Source organism: Nocardioides sp. NPDC057772, assembly GCF_042798075.1.
Classification (GTDB): Bacteria; Actinomycetota; Actinomycetes; order Propionibacteriales; family Nocardioidaceae; genus Nocardioides.
In genome coordinates, this window is the sequence record NZ_JBHVKN010000002.1 from 49,531 (window position 1) to 73,603 (window position 24,073).

The 24,073-nt window shown below is 66.3% G+C and carries 24 protein-coding genes; 8 read left to right on the top strand and 16 right to left on the bottom strand.

Features of this window, described 5'->3' with window-relative positions; all coding sequences use genetic code 11:
- Nucleotides 1-5: 5 nt before the first annotated feature.
- Both ACFVJS_RS00800 and ACFVJS_RS00805 read right to left on the bottom strand, forming a co-directional pair.
- On the bottom strand, nt 6-809 hold the full coding sequence (locus tag ACFVJS_RS00800; protein WP_378876453.1) for a glycosyltransferase family 25 protein: 804 nt from the start codon (nt 807-809) through the stop codon (nt 6-8).
- Nucleotides 806-2,059: a hypothetical protein gene (locus ACFVJS_RS00805; RefSeq protein ID WP_378876455.1), complete on the bottom strand. Its 1,254-nt coding sequence runs from the start codon at nt 2,057-2,059 to the stop codon at nt 806-808. Before ACFVJS_RS00805 ends, ACFVJS_RS00800 begins: the two co-directional genes overlap by 4 nt.
- A gap of 202 nt (nt 2,060-2,261) precedes the next feature.
- Between ACFVJS_RS00805 and ACFVJS_RS00810 the strand changes: the two genes are divergently transcribed.
- The 8 genes from ACFVJS_RS00810 to ACFVJS_RS00845 all read left to right on the top strand — a co-directional run bounded on the left by ACFVJS_RS00810 (nt 2,262) and on the right by ACFVJS_RS00845 (nt 11,309).
- Nucleotides 2,262-2,972, top strand: coding sequence for a TetR/AcrR family transcriptional regulator (locus ACFVJS_RS00810; protein ID WP_378876456.1), 711 nt, complete (start codon nt 2,262-2,264; stop codon nt 2,970-2,972).
- A 544-nt stretch (nt 2,973-3,516) separates the two neighbouring features.
- Nucleotides 3,517-4,758 carry a methyltransferase, FxLD system gene (gene fxlM, locus ACFVJS_RS00815; RefSeq protein ID WP_378876458.1) on the top strand — a complete coding sequence of 414 codons (1,242 nt, stop codon included), beginning with the start codon at nt 3,517-3,519 and terminating at the stop codon, nt 4,756-4,758.
- Between the two features lie 71 nt (nt 4,759-4,829).
- Nucleotides 4,830-5,009: an FxLD family lanthipeptide gene (locus ACFVJS_RS00820; RefSeq protein ID WP_378876460.1), complete on the top strand. Its 180-nt coding sequence runs from the start codon at nt 4,830-4,832 to the stop codon at nt 5,007-5,009.
- Nucleotides 5,010-5,101: 92 nt separating this feature from the next.
- A complete protein-coding gene (locus tag ACFVJS_RS00825; protein WP_378876462.1) occupies nt 5,102-7,954 on the top strand; it encodes a lantibiotic dehydratase in 2,853 nt (950 codons plus the stop codon).
- A complete protein-coding gene (locus ACFVJS_RS00830) occupies nt 7,951-9,084 on the top strand; it encodes a lanthionine synthetase C family protein (protein ID WP_378876464.1) in 1,134 nt (377 codons plus the stop codon). Before ACFVJS_RS00825 ends, ACFVJS_RS00830 begins: the two co-directional genes overlap by 4 nt.
- Nucleotides 9,084-10,037: a thiopeptide-type bacteriocin biosynthesis protein gene (locus ACFVJS_RS00835; protein WP_378876466.1), complete on the top strand. Its 954-nt coding sequence runs from the start codon at nt 9,084-9,086 to the stop codon at nt 10,035-10,037. Before ACFVJS_RS00830 ends, ACFVJS_RS00835 begins: the two co-directional genes overlap by 1 nt.
- Nucleotides 10,038-10,446: 409 nt before the next feature.
- Nucleotides 10,447-11,133 (top strand): FAD-dependent oxidoreductase, encoded by a 687-nt coding sequence (locus tag ACFVJS_RS00840; protein ID WP_378876468.1) that lies wholly within the window; start codon nt 10,447-10,449, stop codon nt 11,131-11,133.
- 11 nt (nt 11,134-11,144) lie between these two features.
- Nucleotides 11,145-11,309, top strand: a complete 165-nt coding sequence (locus tag ACFVJS_RS00845; protein ID WP_378876533.1) for an FAD-dependent oxidoreductase — start codon at nt 11,145-11,147, stop codon at nt 11,307-11,309.
- 299 nt (nt 11,310-11,608) lie between these two features.
- Here the strand turns inward: ACFVJS_RS00845 and ACFVJS_RS00850 are convergent, their stop codons facing one another.
- The 14 genes from ACFVJS_RS00850 to ACFVJS_RS00915 form a co-directional block, all read right to left on the bottom strand.
- On the bottom strand, nt 11,609-12,343 hold the full coding sequence (locus ACFVJS_RS00850; protein WP_378876470.1) for a GNAT family N-acetyltransferase: 735 nt from the start codon (nt 12,341-12,343) through the stop codon (nt 11,609-11,611).
- Nucleotides 12,344-12,566: 223 nt separating this feature from the next.
- Entirely contained in the window at nt 12,567-12,866 is a 300-nt protein-coding gene (locus ACFVJS_RS00855) for a hypothetical protein (protein WP_378876472.1), read from the bottom strand.
- A 65-nt stretch (nt 12,867-12,931) separates the two neighbouring features.
- Nucleotides 12,932-16,123, bottom strand: a complete 3,192-nt coding sequence (locus ACFVJS_RS00860; protein ID WP_378876474.1) for a LysM peptidoglycan-binding domain-containing protein — start codon at nt 16,121-16,123, stop codon at nt 12,932-12,934.
- A complete protein-coding gene (locus ACFVJS_RS00865) occupies nt 16,120-16,542 on the bottom strand; it encodes a TadE/TadG family type IV pilus assembly protein (protein ID WP_378876476.1) in 423 nt (140 codons plus the stop codon). The genes ACFVJS_RS00860 and ACFVJS_RS00865 overlap by 4 nt, the downstream gene beginning before the upstream one ends.
- On the bottom strand, nt 16,539-17,033 hold the full coding sequence (locus tag ACFVJS_RS00870; RefSeq protein ID WP_378876478.1) for a TadE/TadG family type IV pilus assembly protein: 495 nt from the start codon (nt 17,031-17,033) through the stop codon (nt 16,539-16,541). The genes ACFVJS_RS00865 and ACFVJS_RS00870 overlap by 4 nt, the downstream gene beginning before the upstream one ends.
- Nucleotides 16,973-17,377, bottom strand: coding sequence for a TadE family protein (locus tag ACFVJS_RS00875; RefSeq protein WP_378876481.1), 405 nt, complete (start codon nt 17,375-17,377; stop codon nt 16,973-16,975). The genes ACFVJS_RS00870 and ACFVJS_RS00875 overlap by 61 nt, the downstream gene beginning before the upstream one ends.
- Nucleotides 17,355-17,564: a hypothetical protein gene (locus tag ACFVJS_RS00880; protein ID WP_378876483.1), complete on the bottom strand. Its 210-nt coding sequence runs from the start codon at nt 17,562-17,564 to the stop codon at nt 17,355-17,357. Before ACFVJS_RS00880 ends, ACFVJS_RS00875 begins: the two co-directional genes overlap by 23 nt.
- 46 nt (nt 17,565-17,610) lie before the next feature.
- Nucleotides 17,611-18,507, bottom strand: coding sequence for a type II secretion system F family protein (locus tag ACFVJS_RS00885; protein WP_378876485.1), 897 nt, complete (start codon nt 18,505-18,507; stop codon nt 17,611-17,613).
- Nucleotides 18,504-19,376 carry a type II secretion system F family protein gene (locus tag ACFVJS_RS00890; RefSeq protein ID WP_378876487.1) on the bottom strand — a complete coding sequence of 291 codons (873 nt, stop codon included), beginning with the start codon at nt 19,374-19,376 and terminating at the stop codon, nt 18,504-18,506. Before ACFVJS_RS00890 ends, ACFVJS_RS00885 begins: the two co-directional genes overlap by 4 nt.
- Nucleotides 19,373-20,890, bottom strand: a complete 1,518-nt coding sequence (locus tag ACFVJS_RS00895; RefSeq protein WP_378876489.1) for a CpaF family protein — start codon at nt 20,888-20,890, stop codon at nt 19,373-19,375. The genes ACFVJS_RS00890 and ACFVJS_RS00895 overlap by 4 nt, the downstream gene beginning before the upstream one ends.
- On the bottom strand, nt 20,887-21,654 hold the full coding sequence (locus tag ACFVJS_RS00900) for a hypothetical protein (RefSeq protein WP_378876491.1): 768 nt from the start codon (nt 21,652-21,654) through the stop codon (nt 20,887-20,889). The genes ACFVJS_RS00895 and ACFVJS_RS00900 overlap by 4 nt, the downstream gene beginning before the upstream one ends.
- The gene (locus ACFVJS_RS00905; protein WP_378876493.1) at nt 21,654-22,313 is read right to left on the bottom strand and encodes an SAF domain-containing protein; all 660 of its coding nucleotides are present in this window, start codon (nt 22,311-22,313) and stop codon (nt 21,654-21,656) included. The genes ACFVJS_RS00900 and ACFVJS_RS00905 overlap by 1 nt, the downstream gene beginning before the upstream one ends.
- A gap of 27 nt (nt 22,314-22,340) precedes the next feature.
- Nucleotides 22,341-23,036, bottom strand: coding sequence for a hypothetical protein (locus tag ACFVJS_RS00910; protein ID WP_378876495.1), 696 nt, complete (start codon nt 23,034-23,036; stop codon nt 22,341-22,343).
- Nucleotides 23,037-23,314: 278 nt separating this feature from the next.
- Entirely contained in the window at nt 23,315-23,929 is a 615-nt protein-coding gene (locus ACFVJS_RS00915; protein WP_378876497.1) for a hypothetical protein, read from the bottom strand.
- Nucleotides 23,930-24,073 lie beyond the last annotated feature (144 nt).

The following is a 24,073-nucleotide window of genomic DNA, read 5'->3' on the forward strand; positions in this document are numbered from 1 at the left end:
CCGAACTACTCCCTTTCACCCGCGGTGGCTGTGTGAGCGAGCCAACTGTGCCTGACGGGATCGACGCTGGTGCTCCGCGAGTCATCAGCGACGAAGTCGGAGTCCTCGGTGTCGCTGCCCGCCTCGGTCTTCGGCCGTTGGTAGACGATGGGCGGGTCGAAGGCCAGGGCGGTGAGCTGGCGAGGGAAACGAGCGCGAAGATCCGCACGTGGATGATCGATGTAGAGCGAGGGGAGGAACTCATCTATCGGGACCACGGCCGCCTCGAGGTGTGTGGCGAGCAGGACGTCAAGTGCCGGCCGAGTGAGTAGATAGCCGAAGGTGCAGTGGCTGTAGCCGGGCGAAACGAATCCGGGTACGGCTTCCTGATCGGGATCCAGCAGATAGCGACCCAGATACAGGAGATCGAAGGGGACGCGCCCATCGAGGCGTTCCAAGGCGCCGAGCAGCTCCTCCAAGAAGGTCGGTTGCAGAACCGCGTCGTCCTCGAGAACGAGAATGTACGGCTCGCCGCCGTTCTGGGCTGCGTGGCGCCAGCAGGCCAGATGCGACAGAGTGCACCCGATCTCCCCGTACTTGAGCGGGCGGCTCCACCACGAGTTGTCGGACTCGATCTGCCAGGGAAAGAGGCTATAGCCAGCCTCTTCGAGGTCGGCTCGGTCGAGCTCGTGACCGTCGAACGGGCCCTCCCAGTCCGAGGTGAAGATGGCTGGCAGCTCCGGGGGAAGCGAGCCAGCGATCCATGCACGCCGATCAGGTCGTCGCTTCAGGTTGATCACATAGGTACGGATGTCGGTGGCTGAGGTCACCGCGCCGTTGCTCCTTTGCTTGTCTTGGTCGCCCGGAGGCCGGTGTAACGCTCTGAGTTGTCGACGAGCGTGGTGAACGGGTCGTTGTTCCGGCGTGAGAGCAGGAGCAGCGGGTTGACCAGAGCGAGGTCGGCAACATCGGTGATGCCACCGATCCGGCGGGCTTCGGTGACCAGAACGAAGTCGTCCTCACCGACCAACTCTGTGACGTAGCGGACGCTGCGTGCGCCACGTCCTGCTTCGAGCAGGCTGCGGGCTGCTCCGAGAACGCCGAGGGTCAAGCAGCCGCCGAGCAAGAACACGGTCGTGCCCTGGGCCAGTGTGAGACGGGTGAACACGGCGAGGTCTTCGAGGAGCTCTTGTCGCTCTGTCCAACGTGGGCCGAGGGTCAGACCGTCCAAGCCCGGTACGACCAAGGGGTCGTCCTCGCCCAGTGGGTTGGGCTCGAAGTAGTACGGCAGGTGTGGAAGGAACTCCCGATAGGTCGCGTTCCACGGAGGTCCGCCGGCGACGACGACAACATCGGCCTGGGTGTCGTAGTACTCCGATGGAGCGAAGTCTCGGACGGTCACTGTCGGGGCGAGTTGCGCGAACCTGGTCCGCAGATAGATGAGTGTGTCGAGGTCCGCGAACTTGGCGTACCGCAGATAGTTCCGATCCGTCGGGGAGGCGTACTCAGGACATTCGTCCTTTGGGATCTCCGAGCAGACGATGTCGACATGGGAGCTATTCGACAACTGCCAGAACGAACGTAGGTCGTCACTCGAAGGGGACGGTTTCTCGCCCATCTGCCGGGGGCGGCCTGTAGCTGAGCTGTCACCGGGAGGCGGCGAGGTCTGTGGCTCAGGAGAGCCTGCATCCCGCCTGAGGAGCAGGTACGCGAGGGTATCCAGCGCCCGATCTGACCGTCGCCGAACGGTCTTTGCGGCGCACTTCTGCTGAAGCGCCAGCGACTCCTGGCGCTCGGTGAGTGTGGAGTAGCGATGCTCAGGGACGAGGTTGAAATCCACTTCCACATAGAGGCGCTCGTCGGCTGACAGACCCTCGATCGCGCGGCGCAGCACCGCCACGAGCTGAGTGACTTCGTCAGCGGAACCCGGTTCGCCCGCTTTCCCGTTGGCGAAATATGCCCGTACGGGATCGGTGAGCGTGGTGAGCAACGCTGTTGGTCGAGCCAAGCCGTGGCCCGCGCGGAGGCGCTTCAGGTCGTTCTTGACCTCGTCGACGGAGAGCGCAGGGCTAGACAGCACCTGTCCAATATATGTCCAGTGGCTCAGGTTGGTGACCAGCAACACGGGGAGTAAAGAGCCTGGCCTGCCATGGCACAGGATCAGCAGGCTTGAGCTTCACCAAGTCAACCAACATTTGGAGAGCCACCGTGGAACGAGCACGCGACGTGCGGACCCACGGCGCCAGCGGCGCCTGGAGGGCTCAAGGAGCGTTGTGGGATCGATGACGCTATCCGCCACAAGATCCGGCGGGCGAGCTGGCCGTCCCCGGGTGGAGGGCCGGCGTAGTAACCTCGCTCCTAGCGAGGAGATCCTTGAATCCGCCGCCCGCCTTTTCGTCAACGAAGGGTTTGCTGCCACCTCCACGCGAGACATTGCGGAAGCAGTTGGGATTCGCCAGGCATCGCTCTATTACCACTTCAAGGGCAAGGACGGCATCCTTGACGAGCTGTTGCAGATGTCGGTGCGGCCGAGTCTGGACAAGGTCGAGAAGATCGAGGCGGAGTGCCCAGCCGAGGTACCAGAAGCGGCGCTGTATCTGCTCGCCCTGGTCGACGTACGCACCCTCGCGAGAGCACCCCACAACATCGCCAAGCTCTACCGGATGCCTGACGTCACCAACAGCGAGGTCTACCAGTTCCAGCCCATGCTCCAAGAGCTGACACGGGCATATGGTCGCCTCGGAGCCCAGATCGCCAGCCCACCGGTTGCGGCGACGATCTCCGCCAAGCAACTCGGCCGCATCTTGATCGAACAGGTCGAGACTGTGATCAGGAGCCGTTCCGACGGCGACAACGTTGGTCACGCCGAGGCTCACGCAATCGCGGCGGGTTGTCTACGAGTGTGCGGAGTTCCTCAGGATCGGATCGACCGGGCCGAAGCTGCTGCGAGTGATCTGATGGCGGACCTCGTCGGCGAGCGTTCCACGCCGTAACCACTCGCTCGCGGCCAACCAGTCGTCGGGTCGTCATACGAGTGGCTGTGTTGGTGGCCCAGCGACACCGATGCAGCACGGATGCGACATCGGTGCCATGTTCCCAACGCACTTTCCCCGTTTGACTGGTGGCCAGACGAAAGTGCCCACGACCGCCTGATTCGAGAGAGAGCCGACATGAACCAAGTCAGTACAGCCGCCGCCCTGACTGACCCGCCGGCGTCAGTTGCTACGAGTCAGCCTCGCGTTCGGTCGCCCAAGGTCTACAAGACCGAGCACGGCGAGTTCTGGCATTTCGAAGCGCTCGGGCGTCGGCGTAGCAGCTATCTGCGGACAGCGTGTGGCCGGCGGCTTGGACGGTGGCACTTGCTGCCCGCCCGTAGGACCGCGTCCACGACCGTCGAGGCGATCTGCACAGGATGTCTACGAAAGGCAGCCTCCTGATTCACGTCAGAGCGCGTCGAGCACGCCGTCAGCCGACGCTCTGGCGACAGAGTGATCCCACTTACCGAATGCCTAGCCAAACCACTATCAGGAGTCTTGCGTGTCCGATCGAAACCTCAGGCCCACAGAGGAGACCTTCACTGAGCAGCGTGCGAAGATGGTCGACCATCTGGTCGCTATTGGAGATGCGCGCACTCCAGCGGTGATCGCTGCGTTGGGCAAGGTTCCGCGCCATCTCATTTCCGGTATCGACCCGGAGCAGGCGTACGACCCGGAGAACGCGCTGGTCACGAAGACCAGTGCGGAGGGGCAGAACCTCAGCTCGGTCTCCGCGGCCAGGATCCAGGCGATCCAGCTCGAGCAAGCAGAGCTTCGACCGGGCCACCGCGTCCTCGAGATCGGGTCCGGTGGCGTGAACGCTGCCTATGTCGCTGAGATCGTCGGCGCCTCCGGTCGCGTCGTCACCCTCGACATCGACGCCGATGTCACCGCCCGCGCGGACCGATTCCTGGAGGCCGCAGGCTACGACCGCGTGACGGTCGTGACCGGCGATGGTGCGGAGGGAGCGGCAGCGTACGCGCCGTTCGACCGGATCATCGTGACGGTCGAGACGACCGACATCCCGCCGGCGTGGTGGGATCAGCTCGCTCCGGGAGGACGGATCGTGGCTCCGCTTCGAGTGCGTGGAATGACCCGGACCGTCGGACTCGCCCGCCATGGGGACCGCTTGGACAGCACCAGCGTCGAGGTGTGTGGTTTCGTCCCGATGCAGGGATCAGGGGAGGACGCCCAACGTCTGATCCTCCTCAACGGAACGTCCGAGGAGCGCGTCGCGCTGCGGGTCGACGGCGGGGATACGTTCGATGCCGAAGCCCTGGGTGCGGCACTACGCATGACACCGGTGACGGAGTGGACCGGTGTCACCATGGGCGGCACAGAGTCGCTGGAACACCTCGACCTGTGGCTCACTACGGCACTGGACCCGATGCCGCTGCTGGTGGCAGATCTTGGGGCAAAGGCCGCAGGGCTCGTGGCCTCCGCCTCGCCGCTTGGTGTTCCGACGTGGGTGGATGCTGCTTCCTTTGCCTATCGCACCGTGCGGGGCACTGATGACCCAGAGGCTTGGGAGATCGGGGTCATCGGCCACGGACCTGAGGCCAAGTCCGTGGCCGACACATACGCCGCGCAGATCCGGGCGTGGGGCACCGCACGCCGCAAGGATCCCCATCTCAACATCGCTCGCCGTGCCGCCGCCCCCGAACCAGACGGCAGCGATGACAACGCCTCTCTCACGCGCACGATTCGGCGCCGGCACACGCGCGTCACGATCTCCTGGCCGTAAGAACTACGCGGTCAGGCTGCCGGGTCGGTCGGCTCGGTGACCATCAATCGATATCTCTGAGGAGAACGCTCATGACGATGACCCACGACGAGCTCGATGTGCTCGGCAACGCCCGGATCGAGGACTACTTCGACCTCGACATCACCACGATCGAGTCTGCGCCCGTGGTGGGGGACATGCTCAACGCCACCTCGGACGGGTGTACCTCGACCTGCCAGTCGGCCTGTTCCAACTCCACGTGCATCCAGTGATCCAGGCCCCTTGACGTTGGCGTGGTGACGCCGCGGGCCGGGTCACCACGCCAGCCCGCCTACCTACCCACACCCGGTGACAGGAGACCAGGATGTATCGAGCACTCGAACGAGGCATCATCCGAAGCGCCCGTACCGAGATCACTGCTTCGGCGCCTGGCTATCCAGGACCGCAGGCATCCGTTGAGGTGACCCGGCGATGGCTCGCCTCGGTGTGGGAGGTGGGCCAGTTCGTGGAGGCGCTCGCGACAGCGAGTGCCTCACTCGAACACGCTGCCGTCGAGGTCATCGACGGCAGCGTGGTTGATGCTCGTACCGTCCGGCGTACGGCACTGTCGGTGTGGCGCTATCTACAGCGGTCGCGGTATCGGTCCACCCCGTTCGGGCTGTTCGCAGGCATCGGCCAGCTGAGCTTCGGTGCCACGACCTTGGTCACTCAACGAGCCGAGTCGATCCTGACTCGACCTGACGCGCTCTGGGTGGACGAGGTCGTCACCCGCCTCGAGGCCGACCCCGCCATGCTCCTGAGAGCGGTGGTCGTCACCGACGAGACCTGTCTACGCCACAGGACCGAGTTGGTCCTTCCGCATCGCCCCGGAGGCGATCGTCCATCTGAGGTGCGACTGCGACTCACCGAGCCGGTGCGCGACATCGTGGACCTGGCCAGGAGCCCGATCGGAGTCTCTGATCTTGTGGCCAAGCTCGACGGCGCCTACCCGGGAGCCACCACCCAGCGGCTGCTGCAGACGATCGCGAGCCTCACCAGCGCGGGCGTGCTTCACAGCGACCTGCGGCCCTCATCCGACGCCCCGGACCCCATGGCGCACATCACGCGGCACCTGCCGAAAGAGTCCCTGTCGGCGTCACCGCCAGCTTTGGCTGTCGATCTGGCCAGTGGCGTCGAGGCGACTCTGCCCACCACGGTGGCCGAGGCCCTGGAACGCTCGCTTGCGGTCATGGCCGGCATGTCGCCCTACCCGTCCGGTGCGCCGGCGTGGCGCGACTACCACGCCCGTTTCCTCGAGGCGTACAGCCTGGGCGCCCTGGTTCCCGTGCTCGACCTGGTTGACCAGCGAACAGGGCTCGGCTACCCGGCAGGCTTTCGCGGTTCCGTCACGGCCTCGCCGGCCCCGCTGAACTCGTCCAGGGACGAGCACCTGCTGGCCCTGGTCCAGGCCGCAACACGGTCCGGCGAGATCGAGGTCGCGATCACCGAACGAGACATCGACGCCCTGAGCGTCGGCCGTGCCGAGCGCGTACCCGCGAGTGTCGAGCTGACTGCCAGCATCGAGGCATCGAGTGCGGCTGACATTGACCGCGGGGACTTCCGCCTGGTGTGCGCGGGGCTGTCTGCCGCGGCCGGGACTACGACAGGACGATTCCTGCCGATTCTTCCCGAGAGCGCGAGGCGTACCCTCGGCCAGACGTTCGCCGACATCCCCGCTTTGGCACAGCACGCGGTCCGGGTGCAGATCACGGCACCGCCACTACGGATCCGCACCGGCAATGTCACGAGGTCCGGGACGATCGGGCTCGAGGTCTTGCCCGTCGGGGAACATCACCAAGCAGCGACCATGGCAGTCAGCGACCTGGCGGTCGGAGCCACGCCTGGGCGGCTTTACCTGCTCCATCTGCCGACTGGCCGACAGATCGAGCCCTTCGTCATGAACGCGGTCGAGCTGACCAGTGCCACTCATCCGCTGGTGCGGTTCCTCAGCGAACTGCCGCGCTCACACACATCAGTCATGACCCCGTTCTATTGGGGCGCGGCGCAACGGCTCCCATTCCTGCCTCGCGTACGCCACGGGCGTGTCGTGCTCAGCGAGGCCCGCTGGCTCCTCAAAGCAACCGACCTCAGTGTCATGGGTGCCGACGCCCTGGGGGAGTGGCGCGAACGATGGAACGTCCCGGCCACGGTCTACCTCGGCTCCGACGACCAGCGCCTACGCATCGACCTCACCGATAGCGCCCAGCGCGACTGTCTACTCGCTGAACTCACGCAACACGACAGGGTCACCCTGACCGAGGCGCCCAGCGAGGACGCGTACGGATGGATCGGCCGAGCACACCAGATCACCCTGGCCTTCGCCGCCGACCAGGACCAGGCACCCGAACCACCCATCTATGCCGCCCAGGTCGGGACAACGCCACGGCACGAACGAGTTCCGGGTCGTGACCAGACGGTTCTCCTCAAGCTCTACGCGCCCGCCGAGGCCCACAACGAGATCCTCACCAGCGGTCTGACTGACCTGCTCAACGCACACGCCGACGTCCTCACGTGGTGGTTCACCCGATATCAGGACCCCGAACCGCACCTGCGCATCCGACTCCGGCTCCGCACCCCGGATGCACTCGGCACGGTCGCATCGGAGGTCGGTGCCCACGTCGCTAATGGCCGAGCTCGCAGCTGCGTGTCCTGGGCCAGCGACCTACCCGAGTACGGACGCTACGGAACCGGCGGGGTCCTTGATGCGGCCGAGGACGTCTTCGCGGCCGACTCACGCGCCGCCCTGGCTCAGGCGGCCATCGCCGACCCGTGCGAGAGGGAAGCGGTCACCGCGGCAAGCCTGGTCGACCTGAGCGTCGCACTTCTCGGCTCGCGCATCGATGCGCTTCGCTGGCTAACCAACTATCTGCCGCGCAACCCGTCCGCACAAGAACGCTCCATCCAGGACCGAGCGATCCAGTTCAGCGCCCCGACGCTCCCGGACGACGTCCAATGTGCCAGCCTTACTGAGCTCTGGAAGGCACGAAGCGCCGCCATTGCCACCTACGCCGGCCTCCTGAACGAAACGGGCGCGGAGCCGGCGAACATCGTTGCGTCCTTGCTCCACATGCATCTCAACCGAGTTCACGGCATCGCCCCCGAGGACGAGCCGTCACGACTGCGCACCGCACGCACCGCGGCGCTGTCCTGGCTGAAGCGACAGGAGCCGCCCGCATGACCACCGCCCAGACCGAAGTTCCCCGTGCGGCCGTGGCCGCCAACCAGTCCATCGCCCGCGGCGCACTCGGAACGGCGCTGCTGCACGCCGTACGTGCCAACGACCCGTGGGCGGCGCAGGTGCTGCACCACCACGTGCAGCGCGCGTTTCCTCTCGTCATTGGCGATGAGGCCTGTCTGCAGTTCGGCGCACCCGCCCTCGCCTTCGTACTGCACATCGCCGCAGAGCAAAGCGTGGACGCAGCGCAGCGCTATCGCGTCGTGCGACGCCACCTGGACGACCTCGTCGTCCAACACACCCAACGGCGCCTGGACTGCGCCACCGACAGGATGCGCGCTGGGCTGCCCACCGCCTTCCGCGAGTACGACCTGCTGCGCGGGCTCGCGGGTCTCGCACGCCTTCACCTCCTGCGCCACCCAGATCACGACATCACCGCCGAGGTCCTCGGCTACCTCATCGAGCTCACCCAGCCCGTCCCCGGAACCGGCGACAGACCCGGCTGGTGGGTATGGCACCACCACAGCAACCTCAACACGCCCGGCGGTCATACGAACGCCGGCATCGCCCACGGCATCAGCGGCCCTCTCGCCGTCCTGAGCATCGCCATCGCACAAGACATACGCGTCCCCGGCGACACGGGCGCCGTCGAGGGGATCCTCACCTGGCTTGACCAACAACGTGTCGATGACCACCGTGGCCCGTGGTGGCGCCGCTGGCCAGGCGACGAAGCCGGCCGCACCGGCCAGACCTACTGGTGCTACGGCACACCCGGAATCGCCCGAGCCGAGCAGCTCGCCGCGCTTGCGCTCGGAGACGTAAGTCGCGCTGAACGGGCCGAGCGTACGCACCTGGCCTGCCTGGCTGACGCCAGGGCTCACGATCGACCGAACGACCTAAGCCTGTGCCACGGCGTCGCGGGGCTGCTCCAAGCCACCCGCCGAATCGCTGCAGACAGCTTGACCCTGGAGAGATTCCGCGCCGACATCGACTGGCTGCAGACGGCGACGCAAGAAGCCACGTCGATCCAGGGCGACGGCCTCCTCGAAGGGACTCCAGGACTCCTCCTTGCCCGTGACCACGCATCCACCGCGAGCAGCGCGCCATGGGATGCCTGCCTGGGGCTCGCCTGATGACGCGCACGGCGAACCTCGAACAGGCGGTGCTCGCCATCCTCGGCGGACGTGCGACAGGCAACGAAGCCGAGCGCGTCGGGCTACCCGCCGAGCACCTGCGTGAACTCGCCGACAGCTATAGAGCGGCGGGCAGAACGGTGCTCGAACCCGGCGCCGAGAACTGGGTGCAGGTCAACATCACCTTCCCCGACTACGGCGCCGCAGAGATCGCCATGCTGGACGCCGTTTGGCCGGCCCTTCGGCAACTCGACATCGATCGATGGTGGTTCCTCCGCAAACGACCCCACTGGCGACTACGCCTCCGCCCGGCAGCCGACACCACGAAGGCCGGGATTCTCGATCAAGTTGCTGCAGCATTCGAGCCGATCGTGAGCCGACGATTCATCGAGAACTGGTCGATCGCGCACTACGAGCCCGAGACAACGGCCTTCGGCGGACCCCAAGGCATGTGCACAGTCCACGACATCTTCCACGCCGACAGCAACGGATACCTCGAGTTCCGCAAGGCATCGCAAGACAAGACCGACGAAAGCCCCGACCCACTGCTGGTCTCGCTCCTGATCACCACGCACATGTTCAGGGCTGCGGGAATCGAGACGACCGAGCACGGCGACGTCTGGGCACGCGTCGTCGACCAACGCCCGCCCGTTCCCCCGGGGCCTGACCTGACTTCGCAGACGGCCAAGGCGTCCGCTGCGCTTCGGGTAGACCTGCGCGAGCTGACGGCGACAGATCCGAGGTTCACGAGCGCGGAAGCGTGGGCGATGAACCTCGATGAGTGTGGACGTCGAGTCGGCGAACTTTGGAGGGCGGGCGCAATCGACGCTGGGCTCCGGGGGATCCTGGCCCGGGTCGTGATCTTCCACTGGAACCGCATCGGCCTGCACGTCCGGCAGCAATCACTCCTTGCGGCAGCAGCTCGGGATGCCGCGCTCGGCGGCACGGAGTGACAGGGCTGTCGGGTTGGCGCGGATCCGCAGATTCGGCCCGTCAGCCGAGGACGGGACCGCCGACGTGTGACTGCCATCGGTCTTCTCGCGACCGGTGCATTCAACGCCCCGCTAGGTGATGCCAGCGACCGTCGAGCCGTGTTTGAGGGGTGCCTGGCTCGCGCTCGGTCACCACTCGGGCAGCCTAGGAATACGCATGTCACGTCGGTGAGATAGCAGTCGCCCGACCGGCATTGGGCCGTTCTCCGAAAACGTGGGTGTCCTTACCGACTTGGCTAGAGACTGCGGCGGCAGCGCAATCCGCATGTCGCCCACGTTCCATCCCCGGCGTGAGACGACGCGCTGGCGCAGCCCACACGAGCCGCAGTCCGGACCGGCTAGGTTGGGGATCATGTCGTCTGGGGATCGTGTGACCGTCATCGGAGCCGGAGTAACAGGCCTGACCACGGCGGTGGTCCTCGCCGAGACTGGAACCGATGTCACGGTGGTCGCGGAGGCAATCCCGGGGCGGACTTCCTTGGCAGCGGGCGCGATGTGGGGGCCGTACCTCGTTGAGCCGAAGAACTTGGTCGAGCGATGGAGCGGGCGGTCCCTGGACGTGTTCAGAGAACTCGCGGAGGACGCCGTCACCGGCGTTCGGATCACCAGCGGGGTCGAGGCCACACGGCATGAGGACGAGCCACCCGCGTGGGCACGGTCCTTGCCCGGATTCGATCCCGTAGCGAAGGCTGACCTCCCGAGGGGCTTCCGGTCGGGTTACCGGTTCAGCGTGCCGCTCATCGACATGTCCATCTACCTCGGATACCTCCAGAGCCGGCTCTCTTCCCTGGATGTCAGCGTCAGCAAGGGGCACGTCGACTCACTTGATTCAGCGCGAGTGGAAGGGACGGTCGTCAACTGCACGGGCATGGGCGCCGCGAGGCTGGCCGCCGACACCGGCCTGAGGCCGATCCGTGGACAGCACGTCGTCGTGACGAACCCAGGGCTGACCGATTTCTTCTCCGAAGACACCGGCGACTCATCTGAGCTGTTGTGCATCTATCCGCAGGGTGACGTCGTGGTCCTAGGAGGAACGTGGATGTCGAGCCACGACTGAGCGAGGCGACGGTGTTGGAGCATCGCGTCGGACTGCGCCCCACGCGGCCGCAGGTTCGGGTGACAGCGGAGCGATCCGACAAAGGACTCGTAATACACAACTACGGCCATGGCGGGGCAGGCGTGACACTCTCTTGGGGCTGCGCCGAAGACGTCGCTCGTCTTCTTGCAGCCTGACCGGGACTGCACGCCGAAACGTGCGACGCGGCACTGACAGCGCCACGATATCGGGACGCGTGCAACGCGGTTTCATACTCGGTCACGGGTGCGGGCCAGGTTGACGTGCACCGCATCGAGCTGCGAGTCCTGGAATTCAGCGCGCCGGCGATCGCCTGGTACCAAACGCGCCCGGCTTCACGATCGAGGGACGAGAACACGACACGGCGTTGATCGACGGCATCTGGCACGGCGACGTCATCATGCGCATCCTTGACCACGAGTTCGATGGCTGACGGCTGACCGCGGCATGAGGCCCGTCAGTCGAGGAGGTCATTGGCGACGGAGCCAAGGAGTGCTCGCCCGTTGGCGGTGATCGGTGCCTCGACGGCATTGATGGGCATCAGATCTCGGGCAGTTCTGATCATCTGCTCGGCGATACCCCGGCGCCGCCATGCGGACGCCGTCCATATGTGCGCGATGGACTCGTACGCTCCGTCATGGTCGCGGTCGTGGACGACGACGAAGCCAACGAGAGTGCCTAGGAACGTATCGTTGGTCAACTGGTATGGGCTGGTAGCAATCACCCATATGCCGTCCGGTCCCGGTGGCACGTCCCAGCGGCTCTCTCGCTTGTAGGCCAATGCCGCCCGGGCACGCGCAGTCTCCCTCCACTCTTCCGCAGACCATGCCTCCACACAGTGGGCGCCTGCAGGATCACTGTGGACGCCGGTGTCGAAGTCCGAGACAATGATCGTGAAGGGTGGAAAGTCCTCGCCGTCGTTCAGGTCGCCGGGCCAGCTCATTCGAGGGCCGTGTTCAGCATCGATCACTTCCTGCGCCGCTCGGTAGATCGCGTCCAAGTCATCGATGACAACCGCCAGAAGTTCGTCGTCGACTGCGGTCTCGTAAGCGGATGGCACAAGCGCGCGAAGGGCGCGGTACGCGTCACGGATCGGACCTTCGAGCTTGGACGTGACGTGCGGACTGTCGGTCGCCATGTTGCCCAACTCTCTCAAAGCGAAGGGCGCTCTAATGGTCGCGCCGTCCGGCATGTTGCAAACCCGATTGCGCAGCGGGGTTGGATTCAGTGCGTCACTGGAGGTTGGTGCCGACGTCGATCAGCCAGTTCGCACACGCGAGTGCGCCACCGACGAGGACGGCGGCCAACGAGACGAACGAGCCGGTTATCGCCTCCTCATCCGTGTGTCACGTGCCTGCGCATCCCGTTCTTCACAGGTTGGATGTCTCGGGCGCGGCTCGTTTCCTGCCGTGTAGCTACCTACTCCGGTAGCGCAGGACGTCCCTGTCGGTCTTCCAGGGTGCTGGGCCGTCGAGCCAGTTGGGGTCCACTTTGATCGGGGAGAGTTGCTGTCGTTTGAGCCAGGACATCCGGACGCCGGCGTTCGGTCCGTCGTCCCAGTAGGCAACGAGGAAGCGGTTGCCAGTGCCGGCGATCGGCCAGGTGACAACGAGGCCCAGGTGGGGGCGGAGTCTTCCCGGCTGTCGTACGAAGACGAGGCGCTGCTGATCGGCGCGGTATGGCGGCCATCTGTCGTTCTTGGGTGGGCTGGCCATGGCATGAGTGTAGAACACGGTTTCGAACAGGAGTTCGATGATGCGTGGTTGAACTCTTCCCCACTTCAAGAACTTGGCTGGCTGTCCCTGCGGATCCAACCGGCCTCGGCTGCGACTGCTCTCGTTCGGGCGGACTCTTCGATCGGGCCTTGGTGATCATCGGTGCGGTTGAACACCTCCTGTCGCACGATCTCCTCGGCGGCCTTGGCGTCGCCGGTGGCGTCTTTGACGCGAGCCAGGTCGAGGCGGCAGATCTCGTCGTATGGAGACGCCTTGGTGGCGATCTCGACGGTCACGAGGGCGAGGTTGGTGTCGTGCTGTTCCAAGGCGTGGGCGGTGACGATGTGGGCAGTGTCGACGATGGCGCATTGGGCGATGTCGTTGGTGCGTAGGTCGTTGAGCCAGGCCCAGCCGGCCGGGCGGATGTGGGAGAAGGGTTCGCCCGTGACGAGGTCGAGGGCGGCGATGAGGTCGTCGATCCCGTCGGCGCCACGGCGTTGGCCGCGCGTGCGGAGTCGTCTGAAGAGGTCCCAGTCGGTGAGGACGTCTTCGACTCGGTAGAGCGCTGAGCCGCGAACGCCCGAGGTGTCGCTGGTATCGGCCTTGGGGAGGTGGAGCTTTCCGGTGCGAGGGTTGGTCCCGAGCCACTTGCGTACTTCTCCGATGTCCGTGCGCAGACGTTCGATCCGGATGCCGAAGTCCTCGGACATCCGGGCTCCAGTGACTCCTTCAGGGTGCAGAACGAGGTAGGCGAGGATCTCGAGGTAGAACGGCTTGCGTCGTGCAACGGCTTTGGGATCGCCGTGGGTTCGGGCGGAGACGGGGCCGAGGAGGCTCAGGCGCGGGTAGGGGCAGTCGGGGTCGTACCAATTGTCGACGATGCTGTTGAGCGAGGCGTCGGGGTCGGTGGTGCCTTTGCCCTCGCTCGACGGGGGAGCCCCATCACCAGGGCCCGCATCCTCCGGACGTTCGGACTCAGACGCCGGTGGTGCCGTGGGAGGAGGTTGCGCAGCGACGGGGGCCAGATGCTCGATGTCGCTGGCCGTGGTCGCTGCCGCCGCGACGTACTGCTTGGTCTCCTTTGGCAGGACGGATCCAGGTCCTGCCGGTCGACCAGCCGGCCGCGGTTCGGTCTGCGCTGGGAGAAGCGCGCCGGCCTCGTCGGTGGTGCCTTCCTGGCCGCTCGCGCGCGTGGATGTGGGTACGGGGATGTTCTCGGGATCTGGAGCGAGACTGGCGACGGCGGCGCAGGTCGCGGCTTCGGACTCCGTGATTCCGGCGGCTGCCAGGTCGAGGCCCAGGGCGGGGAGGTGCAGGCGTCCTTCGTGGGTGAGCTCGATGGGGGTGCCCTCGGGCGACCTGGCATTCGTGATGAGGACCGCCGTGCCTGCCCGGGCGGGATAGGCCGCGACGATCTCGGAGATCTGCTGGGCGAGGCCGGCATGTTCGCTGGTGGCGATGACCGCGTGGAAGTCCTCGATCTCCCAGTGCGCGATCTTTGGGTCCAGGCTGCTCGCGATGTCGGTGACGAAGTGGTCGTCGCGGCTGTAGTGATGGTTCGCTCGCCCTGTGGTCCAGGCGGACAGGTCGCTGGATCGGAAGGTGACATGGGAGGGTTCGCCGAAGGTATCGACGATGACGTTGATCGACCAAGGGTTGAAGGCGAGCTCAGCGCTCACGTATCTGGCGAACGCCGCACATCTGTCGGGATCGCCGCTGACCGTGACGTACGGATCTTCCTCGAGGTTGATCAGGACGTGCTCGCCGCTGTCGGTGGAACCGATCCCGATGAGAAGAGGGTAGGCACAGGTGTACTCGGGATCGGGAGCGTCTTTCGGTAGTGGAGCGGTCCACACGGTTCCGCTGCCGGTCCAGGGCTGCGGGAGTTCTGCGTCCTCCACCAGATGAAGCGTCGCGGTTCGCTGCCCGAGAGCGACCCAACGAAGCAGTGGCATCGGGGTGGCGGTCTCCTGGAGTGCCTCGAGAAGGTGGTTGAGGCCGAGGATGTTGGGGCCGGTGATGCTTCCAGCGAACTGGGCTGTCTTGGCGACGTTCGTGATCTCTGGGGGCGAGGCGAGGATGTGTCCGGGCTGGCGGTAGCGGAGTGTGGTTCGACGGTAGGTGCGCACGGCGAGGAACACCAGGCCGGCGAGGACCGCGCCGGAACCGGTGAGACCCGGAAGCACCCAAGCTGGAGTGGCCGCGACACCGTCATGCTCGTCGTCCGACGCGTCATTCGCGGTCTTGGCCGTCTGCTCCTCCGGCACCGCCTGGGCGGATGTCGAGGGTGATGTCTCCGGGATGGGGGACCTCGGCCCGGATGGTGTTGCGTGAGGAGGTGGGGGAGGCGGTGATGTCGGTGATACCCCTTCGCTGACCTGGTGTTTCGTTGTCTCTGGGATCTGGAGCGTCCATCCGGGGCGGATCAGGTCAGGATCGGTCAAGCGTGTTCCGTCGGGTTGGATCGTGTTGGTGGAGGCGTTGAAGATCTGGGGGTATCTGGCGGCGTCCCCAAACTTGTCCTCTGCGATCTCGGAGAGGGTGTCGCCTGGCTCGACGACGTAGGTGTTGTCGTCGCCGATGGCGCTCGCGGGGTCCGGTGGAGCTGGTAGGCGCAGGATGAGGCCGGCTTCGAGATAGTCGGGGTTGTTCGCGAGGACGTACGTGTTCAGGGCCACGATCTCCTTGAAGCGGGTGCCACTGCCGAGATGCTTCTCGGCGATGCGCCACAGACTGTCTCCTCGCTTGACCGTGTAGGCCACAGTCTCGCTAGACGCGGTCGCGGCAGGCTCAGGTTGCCGGTTGGGCTCGACGCGAGGGGTGTTGCTGGGGTCCTCGGCCGAGGACTCGTCGACCAGTTGGACTGGCGCGTCAGGTGCGCTGATCGCATCTGCTGGTGGGGCCGTCAACGTCTGTGTCACCGCAGGGACGCTGACGAACAGGAGCGCTGCGGATGCAACGAGGTGGTTGGCGGCTCCTTGGGGAATGGCCAGGCCTGGCATGTGGGGGACACTGATGCCGCGCAGCATCGAGACGACCGAAACGACGACCGAGGCACTGAAGATCGCCCAACAGACCCAGCAAGCGACGTAGATGACCGCGAGCGCCAGGGTGCCGTCGTCGCGAGCTTTGAGTCGTTCCCAGGTGAAGACGCTGAAGTCGGGAAACGAGCGGGTGTAGAGCAGGACGAGAGGCACGCCGATCACGAAGATCGTGAGAGCGAGGATGGCGGCGAGTCCGCGGAGCCGGGTGATCATCGTTGGTTACCTCCGAGGCTGCGTACGAGGTGGGCGGTCGCTTCGCCGTGGACCGTGATGTCGGTGATCCCGACGATCCCGAGGAACTTGGTGCGGTAGGTGTCGCGGGCCTCGACGACGATCCGGTCGCCGTTCCTGATCGAGGCCGTGCCGCGGATGCCGGCGGCGGAGAGGTACGCCTGGGCTGCTTGGCGGGCAGCGCTGGTGTCGATCCGGGCGTACCGGCCTTGGATGGCGGGTGCCGCCTGCACTTCCTGGGCGCCGGTGCGCGCTGCCTCGGCGGCGACATCGTGCGCTCGCTGCTGGGCGTGAACCTGCCCACCGAGGTCGACGGCTAGCCCGACGAGGGTGGCCATCACGAAGGCTCCGGTCGCCATCCAGGCTGTGACGGAACCGCGCTCATCGCGGGAGCGATTCATCTTGAATCACCTCGTTCGCGCCACGTGTCGATCGGCGATGACATCGTTGCTTGGATCAGTCGACTCCCTGGTACGGGCGCGGAGAGGTCGGTCAGATCCAGGCGACAGGTGACGGTGGCGGCCACGGCGCCCGCTTCCCCGACGTAGGTCTGGAATGCCCGGGTGTCGATTCGAACCGAGACCGTACGACAGTTGATCCCTTGGCTCTTGAGGCTTGCTCGTGCCGCGTCGGTCGCTGTTCGCGACGCGTCGGAGGAGGACCGGGCGATCGAAGCCGTACGGGCAGCCTCCGCTGCGGCCGACTGCACGGATTCGTGCGCGACGGCCATGCGTCCACCGAAGATGATCAGGCCGATGAAGAGACCGAAGGCCGGTACGCCGATAGCTGCTTCGATCGCCGCGGATCCACGTTCATCTCGTCGTCTCAAGTTCATGGCGCGGTGAGCCTTTCGATGGTCACGCTCGCTGACTGTCGAACCTGCGGACGCCACCCGGGCAATACGCTCAAGCTCCGCCCGGTGACTGTCGCTGTGGCCGTGGTTCCGGTTCTGGTGACCATGACGCGAGTCGATGTCAGTGCGTCTCCGCCGACGTCGGTGAGGTAGGCGCGGGCCGATCGTCGGCCGTCAGTTGAGGTTGCGTCTTCCGCGCCGGCAGCTCGGGCGCCCTCTTGTGCCGCGGCGATCGCGATCGTGCGGGCGTGGTAGTAGAGCGCGGCCTGCATTCCGAGGAACATGACCGCGAAGAGGGCGGGTAGCAGGATGACGAGCTCGATCGAGGCGGCGCCTCGTTCGTTGCGAGCCCGGCGGTGCCTATCTGATCTTGTTGGACTCATTGGTGACGAAGGTCCTGATCGCGGCGACGACGATGGCGACGATCGCGATCACGGCGACTGCCCACAGGACGTTCTCGATGGTCACCGAGCCGCGCTCGTCGCGGCGTCGGCGACCCTCGATGACTACGTCCAGGTGGTGCTGGCCGATCAGGATGAGTCCGAGGATGAAGGTGATGAGTCGGTGCATGAGGAGATGTCTCGTTTCGTGTGTCGGGGAGCCCTTTCATACGTCTTCAGGTGGGCATGACCATCCGGAGCAGTGATGGAGCCAGGAGCAGCCCCATGAAGACCACCCCAAGCAGAGAGCCGGGGATGGACATGCGTTCACCGACGGCGTTGGCCTCGGTGATCTCGTCGTTGAGCATGGCGGTGCGCATCGCAGCTGAGCGGGCGCGCAGAGTCGAGTAGACCGATGCGCCCTCCTCACCGGAGAGGCGCATGATGTCGGCGAAGTCATCCAGCTCGGGAAGGCCGAGTTCCTCCGAGAGCGCGTGGAGTGCCTCCCAGGGCGGAAGCCCTGACCAGCGCGAGCGGGTGAGCTCCTCGGTCAGTCGGGTGAAGACCCACGAGTCGCCGATCTCGGCGGCGGCCTCCATGGCCTGGCGTACACCGGATCCGTTGTTGCGCTCGAGCGCGACCAGCTCGGTATAGGCCCCCAGTGCTCGAGTGAACTCCAGGCGCGCCGCATGGGCGTCATCGATCGCGTTGTAGTTCGGGATGAAGAACATCACCACCGCAAGCGCAACCGAACCGATTGCAGGGAGGGCGATGGGGAGACCGAGCCCGATCAGCGAGAGGAAGACGGCGAACAGGGGTGCGATGACCAACCCGAGGGCGGCGAAGATGATTTTCTCGCCGTAGAACCGGGCCAAGGAGATCCGGAGGAGTGCGAGCTCACGTGTCGGTGTTCGAACCCAGATCGCCGGCGGGAGGGCCCGGATAGCCCAGGTGCCGAGCCGCTCGGTCCGGTTCGCCGGCACCGCGACAGTCCGTGTCGGGGTCGCTTTGGCGGTGAGCCGGTCCAGGGCGTCAACGGGATCGGGCTGTGCTGGCAGCAGCCGGGCCAAGAGCAGCACGATGCCGAGCCCGATCAGTGCGCCGGAGGCCATCATGATCTGGAGACCGGTCATGACAGTTCAGCTTTCGTGAGCTCGCGGCGGTTGCCGAGGATTCGGGGTGGTGGCTTGCCTTCAGCCATCCGGCGCATCCACACCAGCAGGGCGGCGTAGCCGGCGAGCAGGATGGTCAGGATGATCTGGCCGAGTGGCGTGGAGTACGGCTCGACGTAGTCGCCGGAGAGCGCCAGGATCAGCAGCACGGTGGCGCTGATGATCGTCACCCACCGCGCGGTTGCGCGCGGCTTGGCACGGTCGGCTTCGACCTGACGCCGGGCGCGTACGTCGGCAGCGACGGACTCGGCCAGCGAGTCGAGCACGGCCGAGAGACCGGCCCCGCGGCGGCGGGAGCCCAGGATGAGGTTTGCCGCGACCAGGTCGCCGGTGGCGTCATCGAGCTCATCGGCGAAGGCGCGGAGCGCATCCTCGGTGCGCCACCGGGCACGCAGGCGAGCTGCGAGGCGGCCGACCTCGCCAGCGATCGGTGCTGGGGTGGAGCGCAGCGTGGCGATGAGTGCCTGCTCCAGGCCGACCCCGACGGTGAGCACGCCCGAGAGGGACCGGGACCACTCCTCGAGCGCTTCGAGGCGGGCGATGCGTGCCTTGGCGGGCGAGGTGGCCAGGAGGTAGGGGAGTCCGATGGCCGCCGCCGGGCCGATGACGACGGCCAGCAGCCAGCCGGTCACCAGCCAGCCGAGCAGGCCGGCCATGAACCCGGCGGTGAGCAACAGGCGAGTCTGGCGGGGGAGTGACCGAATCATGTTGAACGACTTCGCGCGGGTAGGAACGCGCTCGACGACCGGCACGCGGCGAAGGCCGGCGGTGAGTCCGATGACCCCGGCGACGATCAGTGCGCCAGAGATCGCGGGGATGAGTGAAGTCATGCCACACCGTCCGGGCGGTAGGGAGTCTGTGTGGCGAGGTAGCCGGCGTAGTCGAACCCGTACGCGGTGAGGGCCCGATAGCGGTCGGGGAGGGTTGTGGGTGTCGCCATCCCCGTAGTGGGGTCTGTGGTGAAGACGGGGGTCGTGGCGTACCCGAGCTCATGCTCGCCGGGTTCGACGGCGCAGATCTCCGCGACGCGGCGCGTCCGCTGCCACTCACCTTCGGCCACCTGGGTGGTGTGCAGTTCCAGGTGGACGACCAGGCGCAGGGTGGCCGCGAGCTTGGCGGTGGCCAGCGTGTGGGTGACGTGAGGGCCGGCCTCCATCGCGCAGGTGACCAGCTTGCGCAGCGCCGCGACGGCGTCGGAGGCGTGGGTGGTCGAGATCGAGCCGGGGCCGGACTCCATCGCCTTGATCATCGGCCAGACCTCCTTGCCTCGGACCTCGCCGACGATCTGGCGCGACAGGTTGAACCGGAAGGAGTCGTACAGCGCCTCATCCAGGGTGAACTCGCCCGCCTGGCGGCCGTCGGGGCCGTACTCGCCCGAGCCCGGTCGGGCCTCCCAGGGATAGACGATCGGGTGCTGGGTCTTGAGTTTGTGCAGGTACAGCTCGTACTCGGTCTCGAAGGTGCCCAGAACCTCGCGCGGTGGGATCTCGTTGCACAGGGCACGGATGAGGGTGGTCTTGCCGGCTCCCTGGACCCCGGAGACGACGATCGACTCCCGGGCTCTGACGGCGGCGCGGAGGAACGAGGCCGCGACAGGGGTGAGCATCTGCATGTCCACCAGGTCATCAAGGGTGACCTCGACCATGCGGTGCAGGCGGATCACCATCGACGGTCGAGGCATCCGCCAGGCCACGGCGGCGAGCCGGGCGTACTCACCCAAGGTCAGGTGCAACGTCGGTCGTGCTGGCGAGAAGGGACGCGAAGAGCCCTCGCTACGAGAAGACAGGAACACCAGGAACTCGATCAGCTCCTCATCCGAGTCAGCCACCGGCGGCCCGGCAAGAAGGGTCCCGTCGACGAGCTCGAGGAAGACCTCATCGCAGCCGGTTACCAGGATGTTCTCGACATCCTCGCGCTCCACCAGAGGCTGCAGCCGGCCGAGCCTGAACAGCGAGTCGAGCACCGCCTTGAACACCGCGCGCTGCTTCGCTGGGCTCCACGTCGGGGCGCCGACGTCCATGTCGTCGGCCATCGTGGCCTCGATCAGGTCCAGCACGATCGCCTTGGCCAGCTCCTCCTGCGACTCTTTGTCGAGACGTACGCCGTCAGCGGCGACTGCTTGGCTGAGCTGCTCTGAGGCCTGGGCACGCAGCGCGGCGACCAGCGACCAGTCAATGTCGACAGAGCCATCACCGTTCTCGGAGAAGGCAAACGACGCAGACCGCACTCGGTGACCGTTCCGTGGCGTGACCGGTGCCGGCATGGTTCGCTGTGGGGTGAACAGCGGAAGTTGGCTCGGGTCGGGCGGCTCGATGTTGCTGGTCGGCGGGCGGTGGTCGTTCATCGAGTCACCTCCTCGACCAGTTGGGAACGGCTGCGGGCGATGGCCGCCTGAATGACCTCGGTCAGCGCCACCAGGGAACGGACGTACGTCCCGTTCTCGAACCGTGCGGGTGCATGGGCGCCGCGGTAGTAGACCGCGGCCGCCTCCGGGTCATCCGGCAGGACGCCGAGCACAGGCAGGCCGATCACCTTGGCGACATCGGCCGCCTTGTAGGGCTGGCCCTCACCGACCAGGATCGCAGCTGGGTTGCGCCAGCCGGAGTCGGGACGGCGTACGGTCGCCGACCACGTTCGCCCCGCAGCCAGCGCCGGGAGCGGCGAGCGGGTCACCATCAGCGTCAGGTCCGCTGCGTTGAGGAGCGGTTCCGGATAGCCGGGCAGACCCAGCCGGCCACCGTCGACGATGACATCCTGGCCGGTCGCCTCCAGGTCAGCCAGTGCGTCGGTCAGCGGTGCCCACAAGTCACGAAGGCCGGTGGCCTGGGCGTGGTCGCGGATGCCGGCGACAATCGAGACCGCCGTGCCCTCCAGGCGCTGCGCCACCGTCGGTAGTGCGTCAGCGACACCGAGAGGACTCAGTGCCAGATCGATCAGCGACAGCTCCGGCGCCCACGCGCCGCGAAAGAATCCGGACAACACCCCGGCGGTCCCGGTCGGGTCCGCGTCGACGAGGAGCACCGGGCGTGGCCACGCGAGCGCGAGCCCGAGGCTCGTGGTCGTAACTCCAGGTGATCCGCCTGCCGATGCGAGTGCGATGACCGCCATCACTCGACCCCGGAGTCGAGCACGAGCGCCACATTGCCAGTCGCCGCACGTGCCGCCAGCAGCGTCGCCTCGGCGTGCGGCACCATCACGCTGACCACCAGCGTCCCGTCCTCACCACGGTGGGACTCGACGATTTCCGCCTCGGAGAACTGCGGCGTACCGCTCGGCGCCTCCTCACCGACGGCCGGAGCGACCACGACACGGACGAGATCCCCACTACGAAGTGCGACCCCCGGCTCCTGAGCGGGCGTCAGCGCCACCCCAACCACCGACTTCCCCTCACCGGGCACCAGGTCATCCGTCGCTGCTTCAGCAGTGATCAGACCGCCGGCCAAGATGTCGTACGCCGCTCGCTTGCCCACCACGTCATCCAGCGCATTCGCCGGCAGGGGAGCAAGGGCCGGGTCGGTGGTGATGCGTACCCGCTCGAGGTCGTCCTGCGTGATCAGCGCGCCGCGAGGAATCGTCGTACGCGCCGCCAGCACCTCGACCGTGTCCGTGGTCGCGGCCCACACCCACGTGCCCCCGAACGCCCCGAGCGCGATCGCTGCCGCGGCGGCGACGGAGAGCCACGGACGGCGGCGCAGTTTCGGTGGCGGCAGGGCCTTCGGGCCATCGGATGGCGTGGCTCGGTCGTTGCGTACGGTGGTGCTGGTCATCGGTGGTCCCTCTCCTGCTCACGGGCGTCAGCTCACGAGCACCTGCGCTTCTCCGACCGTGATGTCAACCGATCGGGCCAGGCCGCCCAGCCGGATCGTCCCGGTCTGTCCCGCGCCGGCCCAGGTGATCACCCAGTCCGAGGTCGCCGTCACGGTGTACTTCTCGCCGTGCTGATGCGCGCTCGACTTCTCATAGACGTGGCCACAGTCCGGCGACTTCCGCTTGCCGAACCTCGGCTCGTACGGCGTCCCGGCGCTCTGGCACACGACCTGCGTGCCGTCTCCCATGTCCCAGGTGATCTCATGCACCCGCGCCGTTGCGGACACCGTGATCCCTCCAGCGGACGCGGATGCTGTCGCTGGTCCGAACGTGTTGGGACCTGGGGCACGGACCCAGAGCCAGACCGGCATCCCGACCAGCCCGACGCGGTCCTCGCCAGCCTCCGGCGTAATCCCGATGTCGATGGCTCGAAGGTTCATCTTCTCGACCGCCATCAACGCCACCTCACGCGGCGATGGTCCGGCGTCCGCACCCGCCGGGGGCGTCTGGGACCAGAACGTCACCAGCAGCGAGGTCTGTGGCTGGTAGCAGTTGTAGACCGCGCCGTCATCGGGGTCGTGTCCCTCCCAGGCCGGGTCGCCCGGCGGGGGAGGAGGATCGTATGCCTCTACATAGCAGTTGCGGTCGTTGCTCCAGGTGCCGTACGGCGATGTGCACGGCACTGGACCGGCCGGCGGGCCTGAGACTCCTTGTTTCGCCGGGTCCCAATAGCAACTGCTCCCCGAGCCGGAATCCTTCGGCCCACCGGTCGATCCGGCGGGGTTGCCGTCGCCGGATCCTCCGGTTCCGCCATCGCCGCCGGAAGGTGGTCCGGTCTCAACCCAAAGGATGCACTCGCCGGTCGACTTGTTGGTCTGCTGACATCGAGTGTCGGCCGACGCCGTGCCGGTGCCGAGAAGAGCGGCGCCCGCCGCGAGGAGGACGATGATGAATACGCGTGTCAGGAAGCCTTGCATGACGGTTGCTCGAGGTCTTGGCCGTTGGCGATGCGCCAGCCGCCATTTGGATTTTTGGACCAGTGGTAGTTGGCCACGGTGAAACGGGTCCAGCCGTCATCCGGTCGATCCGGACTCACCACCGACTTCCCGCTCTTATCGACGACATCGACGTCGGCGACATCCCAACAGGCATCCACCGTCACCGTCGGCACCTTCCCAGCCTTCGGATCGGAGTTGTCCAAGCTCACCGACTGGACCTTCATCTCAGCGACGTCCGTGCTGCCGGTCTGATGCCGACCGTCCTTCCGGAGCTGCTCGATCGAGAGCTTCTGAGCATTGAGCTGGACCCCGACCGCGACCTTGGAGAGTCCTTCGATGTCCTTGCCAGGATCCTGCTGCAGCTCGTCGACCTTCTTGAAGTACGCCCGCACGGCGTCTTCCGCATCGGCTGAGGCGCGATCCTCCTGAGACTCCGGCGCCGTCGAAATCGGCTCCTTCGACGACGGATCTGGCTTGCTCGTCGGACCCGTCCCGTCCGGTGACTGGGCGCAAGAAGTAGCGACGGCGAACAGTAGAACTGCTGTCGTGACGCTGAAAGCTCTTGCCGTGATCCTCATGGTGGGGTACCTGCTTCCTCCGGCTGGAGGACGCAGAATGCGCCCCGCTGGTGCTCAGCGGCGACGCAGACTGGTCCTCAGTCTTCACTGACCTTTACCCAAATTGCAACGCTAATCTTTGTTTGCAGCTGTTAGCGGACAATC

What these genes read in the sequence shown, in the direction of transcription:
- ACFVJS_RS00885 (WP_378876485.1), bottom strand. Translation starts at nt 18,507, where the DNA reads ATGACCGGTCTCCAGATCATGATGGCCTCCGGCGCACTGATCGGGCTC.
- ACFVJS_RS00810 (WP_378876456.1), top strand. Translation starts at nt 2,262, where the DNA reads ATGACGCTATCCGCCACAAGATCCGGCGGGCGAGCTGGCCGTCCCCGG.
- ACFVJS_RS00890 (WP_378876487.1), bottom strand. Translation starts at nt 19,376, where the DNA reads ATGACTTCACTCATCCCCGCGATCTCTGGCGCACTGATCGTCGCCGGG.
- ACFVJS_RS00875 (WP_378876481.1), bottom strand. Translation starts at nt 17,377, where the DNA reads ATGAGTCCAACAAGATCAGATAGGCACCGCCGGGCTCGCAACGAACGA.
- ACFVJS_RS00895 (WP_378876489.1), bottom strand. Translation starts at nt 20,890, where the DNA reads ATGAACGACCACCGCCCGCCGACCAGCAACATCGAGCCGCCCGACCCG.
- ACFVJS_RS00880 (WP_378876483.1), bottom strand. Translation starts at nt 17,564, where the DNA reads ATGCACCGACTCATCACCTTCATCCTCGGACTCATCCTGATCGGCCAG.
- ACFVJS_RS00865 (WP_378876476.1), bottom strand. Translation starts at nt 16,542, where the DNA reads ATGAATCGCTCCCGCGATGAGCGCGGTTCCGTCACAGCCTGGATGGCG.
- ACFVJS_RS00850 (WP_378876470.1), bottom strand. Translation starts at nt 12,343, where the DNA reads ATGCCGGACGGCGCGACCATTAGAGCGCCCTTCGCTTTGAGAGAGTTG.
- ACFVJS_RS00905 (WP_378876493.1), bottom strand. Translation starts at nt 22,313, where the DNA reads ATGACCAGCACCACCGTACGCAACGACCGAGCCACGCCATCCGATGGC.
- ACFVJS_RS00830 (WP_378876464.1), top strand. Translation starts at nt 7,951, where the DNA reads ATGACCACCGCCCAGACCGAAGTTCCCCGTGCGGCCGTGGCCGCCAAC.
- ACFVJS_RS00900 (WP_378876491.1), bottom strand. Translation starts at nt 21,654, where the DNA reads ATGGCGGTCATCGCACTCGCATCGGCAGGCGGATCACCTGGAGTTACG.
- ACFVJS_RS00855 (WP_378876472.1), bottom strand. Translation starts at nt 12,866, where the DNA reads ATGGCCAGCCCACCCAAGAACGACAGATGGCCGCCATACCGCGCCGAT.
- ACFVJS_RS00835 (WP_378876466.1), top strand. Translation starts at nt 9,084, where the DNA reads ATGACGCGCACGGCGAACCTCGAACAGGCGGTGCTCGCCATCCTCGGC.
- ACFVJS_RS00825 (WP_378876462.1), top strand. Translation starts at nt 5,102, where the DNA reads ATGTATCGAGCACTCGAACGAGGCATCATCCGAAGCGCCCGTACCGAG.
- ACFVJS_RS00820 (WP_378876460.1), top strand. Translation starts at nt 4,830, where the DNA reads ATGACGATGACCCACGACGAGCTCGATGTGCTCGGCAACGCCCGGATC.
- ACFVJS_RS00915 (WP_378876497.1), bottom strand. Translation starts at nt 23,929, where the DNA reads ATGAGGATCACGGCAAGAGCTTTCAGCGTCACGACAGCAGTTCTACTG.
- ACFVJS_RS00860 (WP_378876474.1), bottom strand. Translation starts at nt 16,123, where the DNA reads ATGATCACCCGGCTCCGCGGACTCGCCGCCATCCTCGCTCTCACGATC.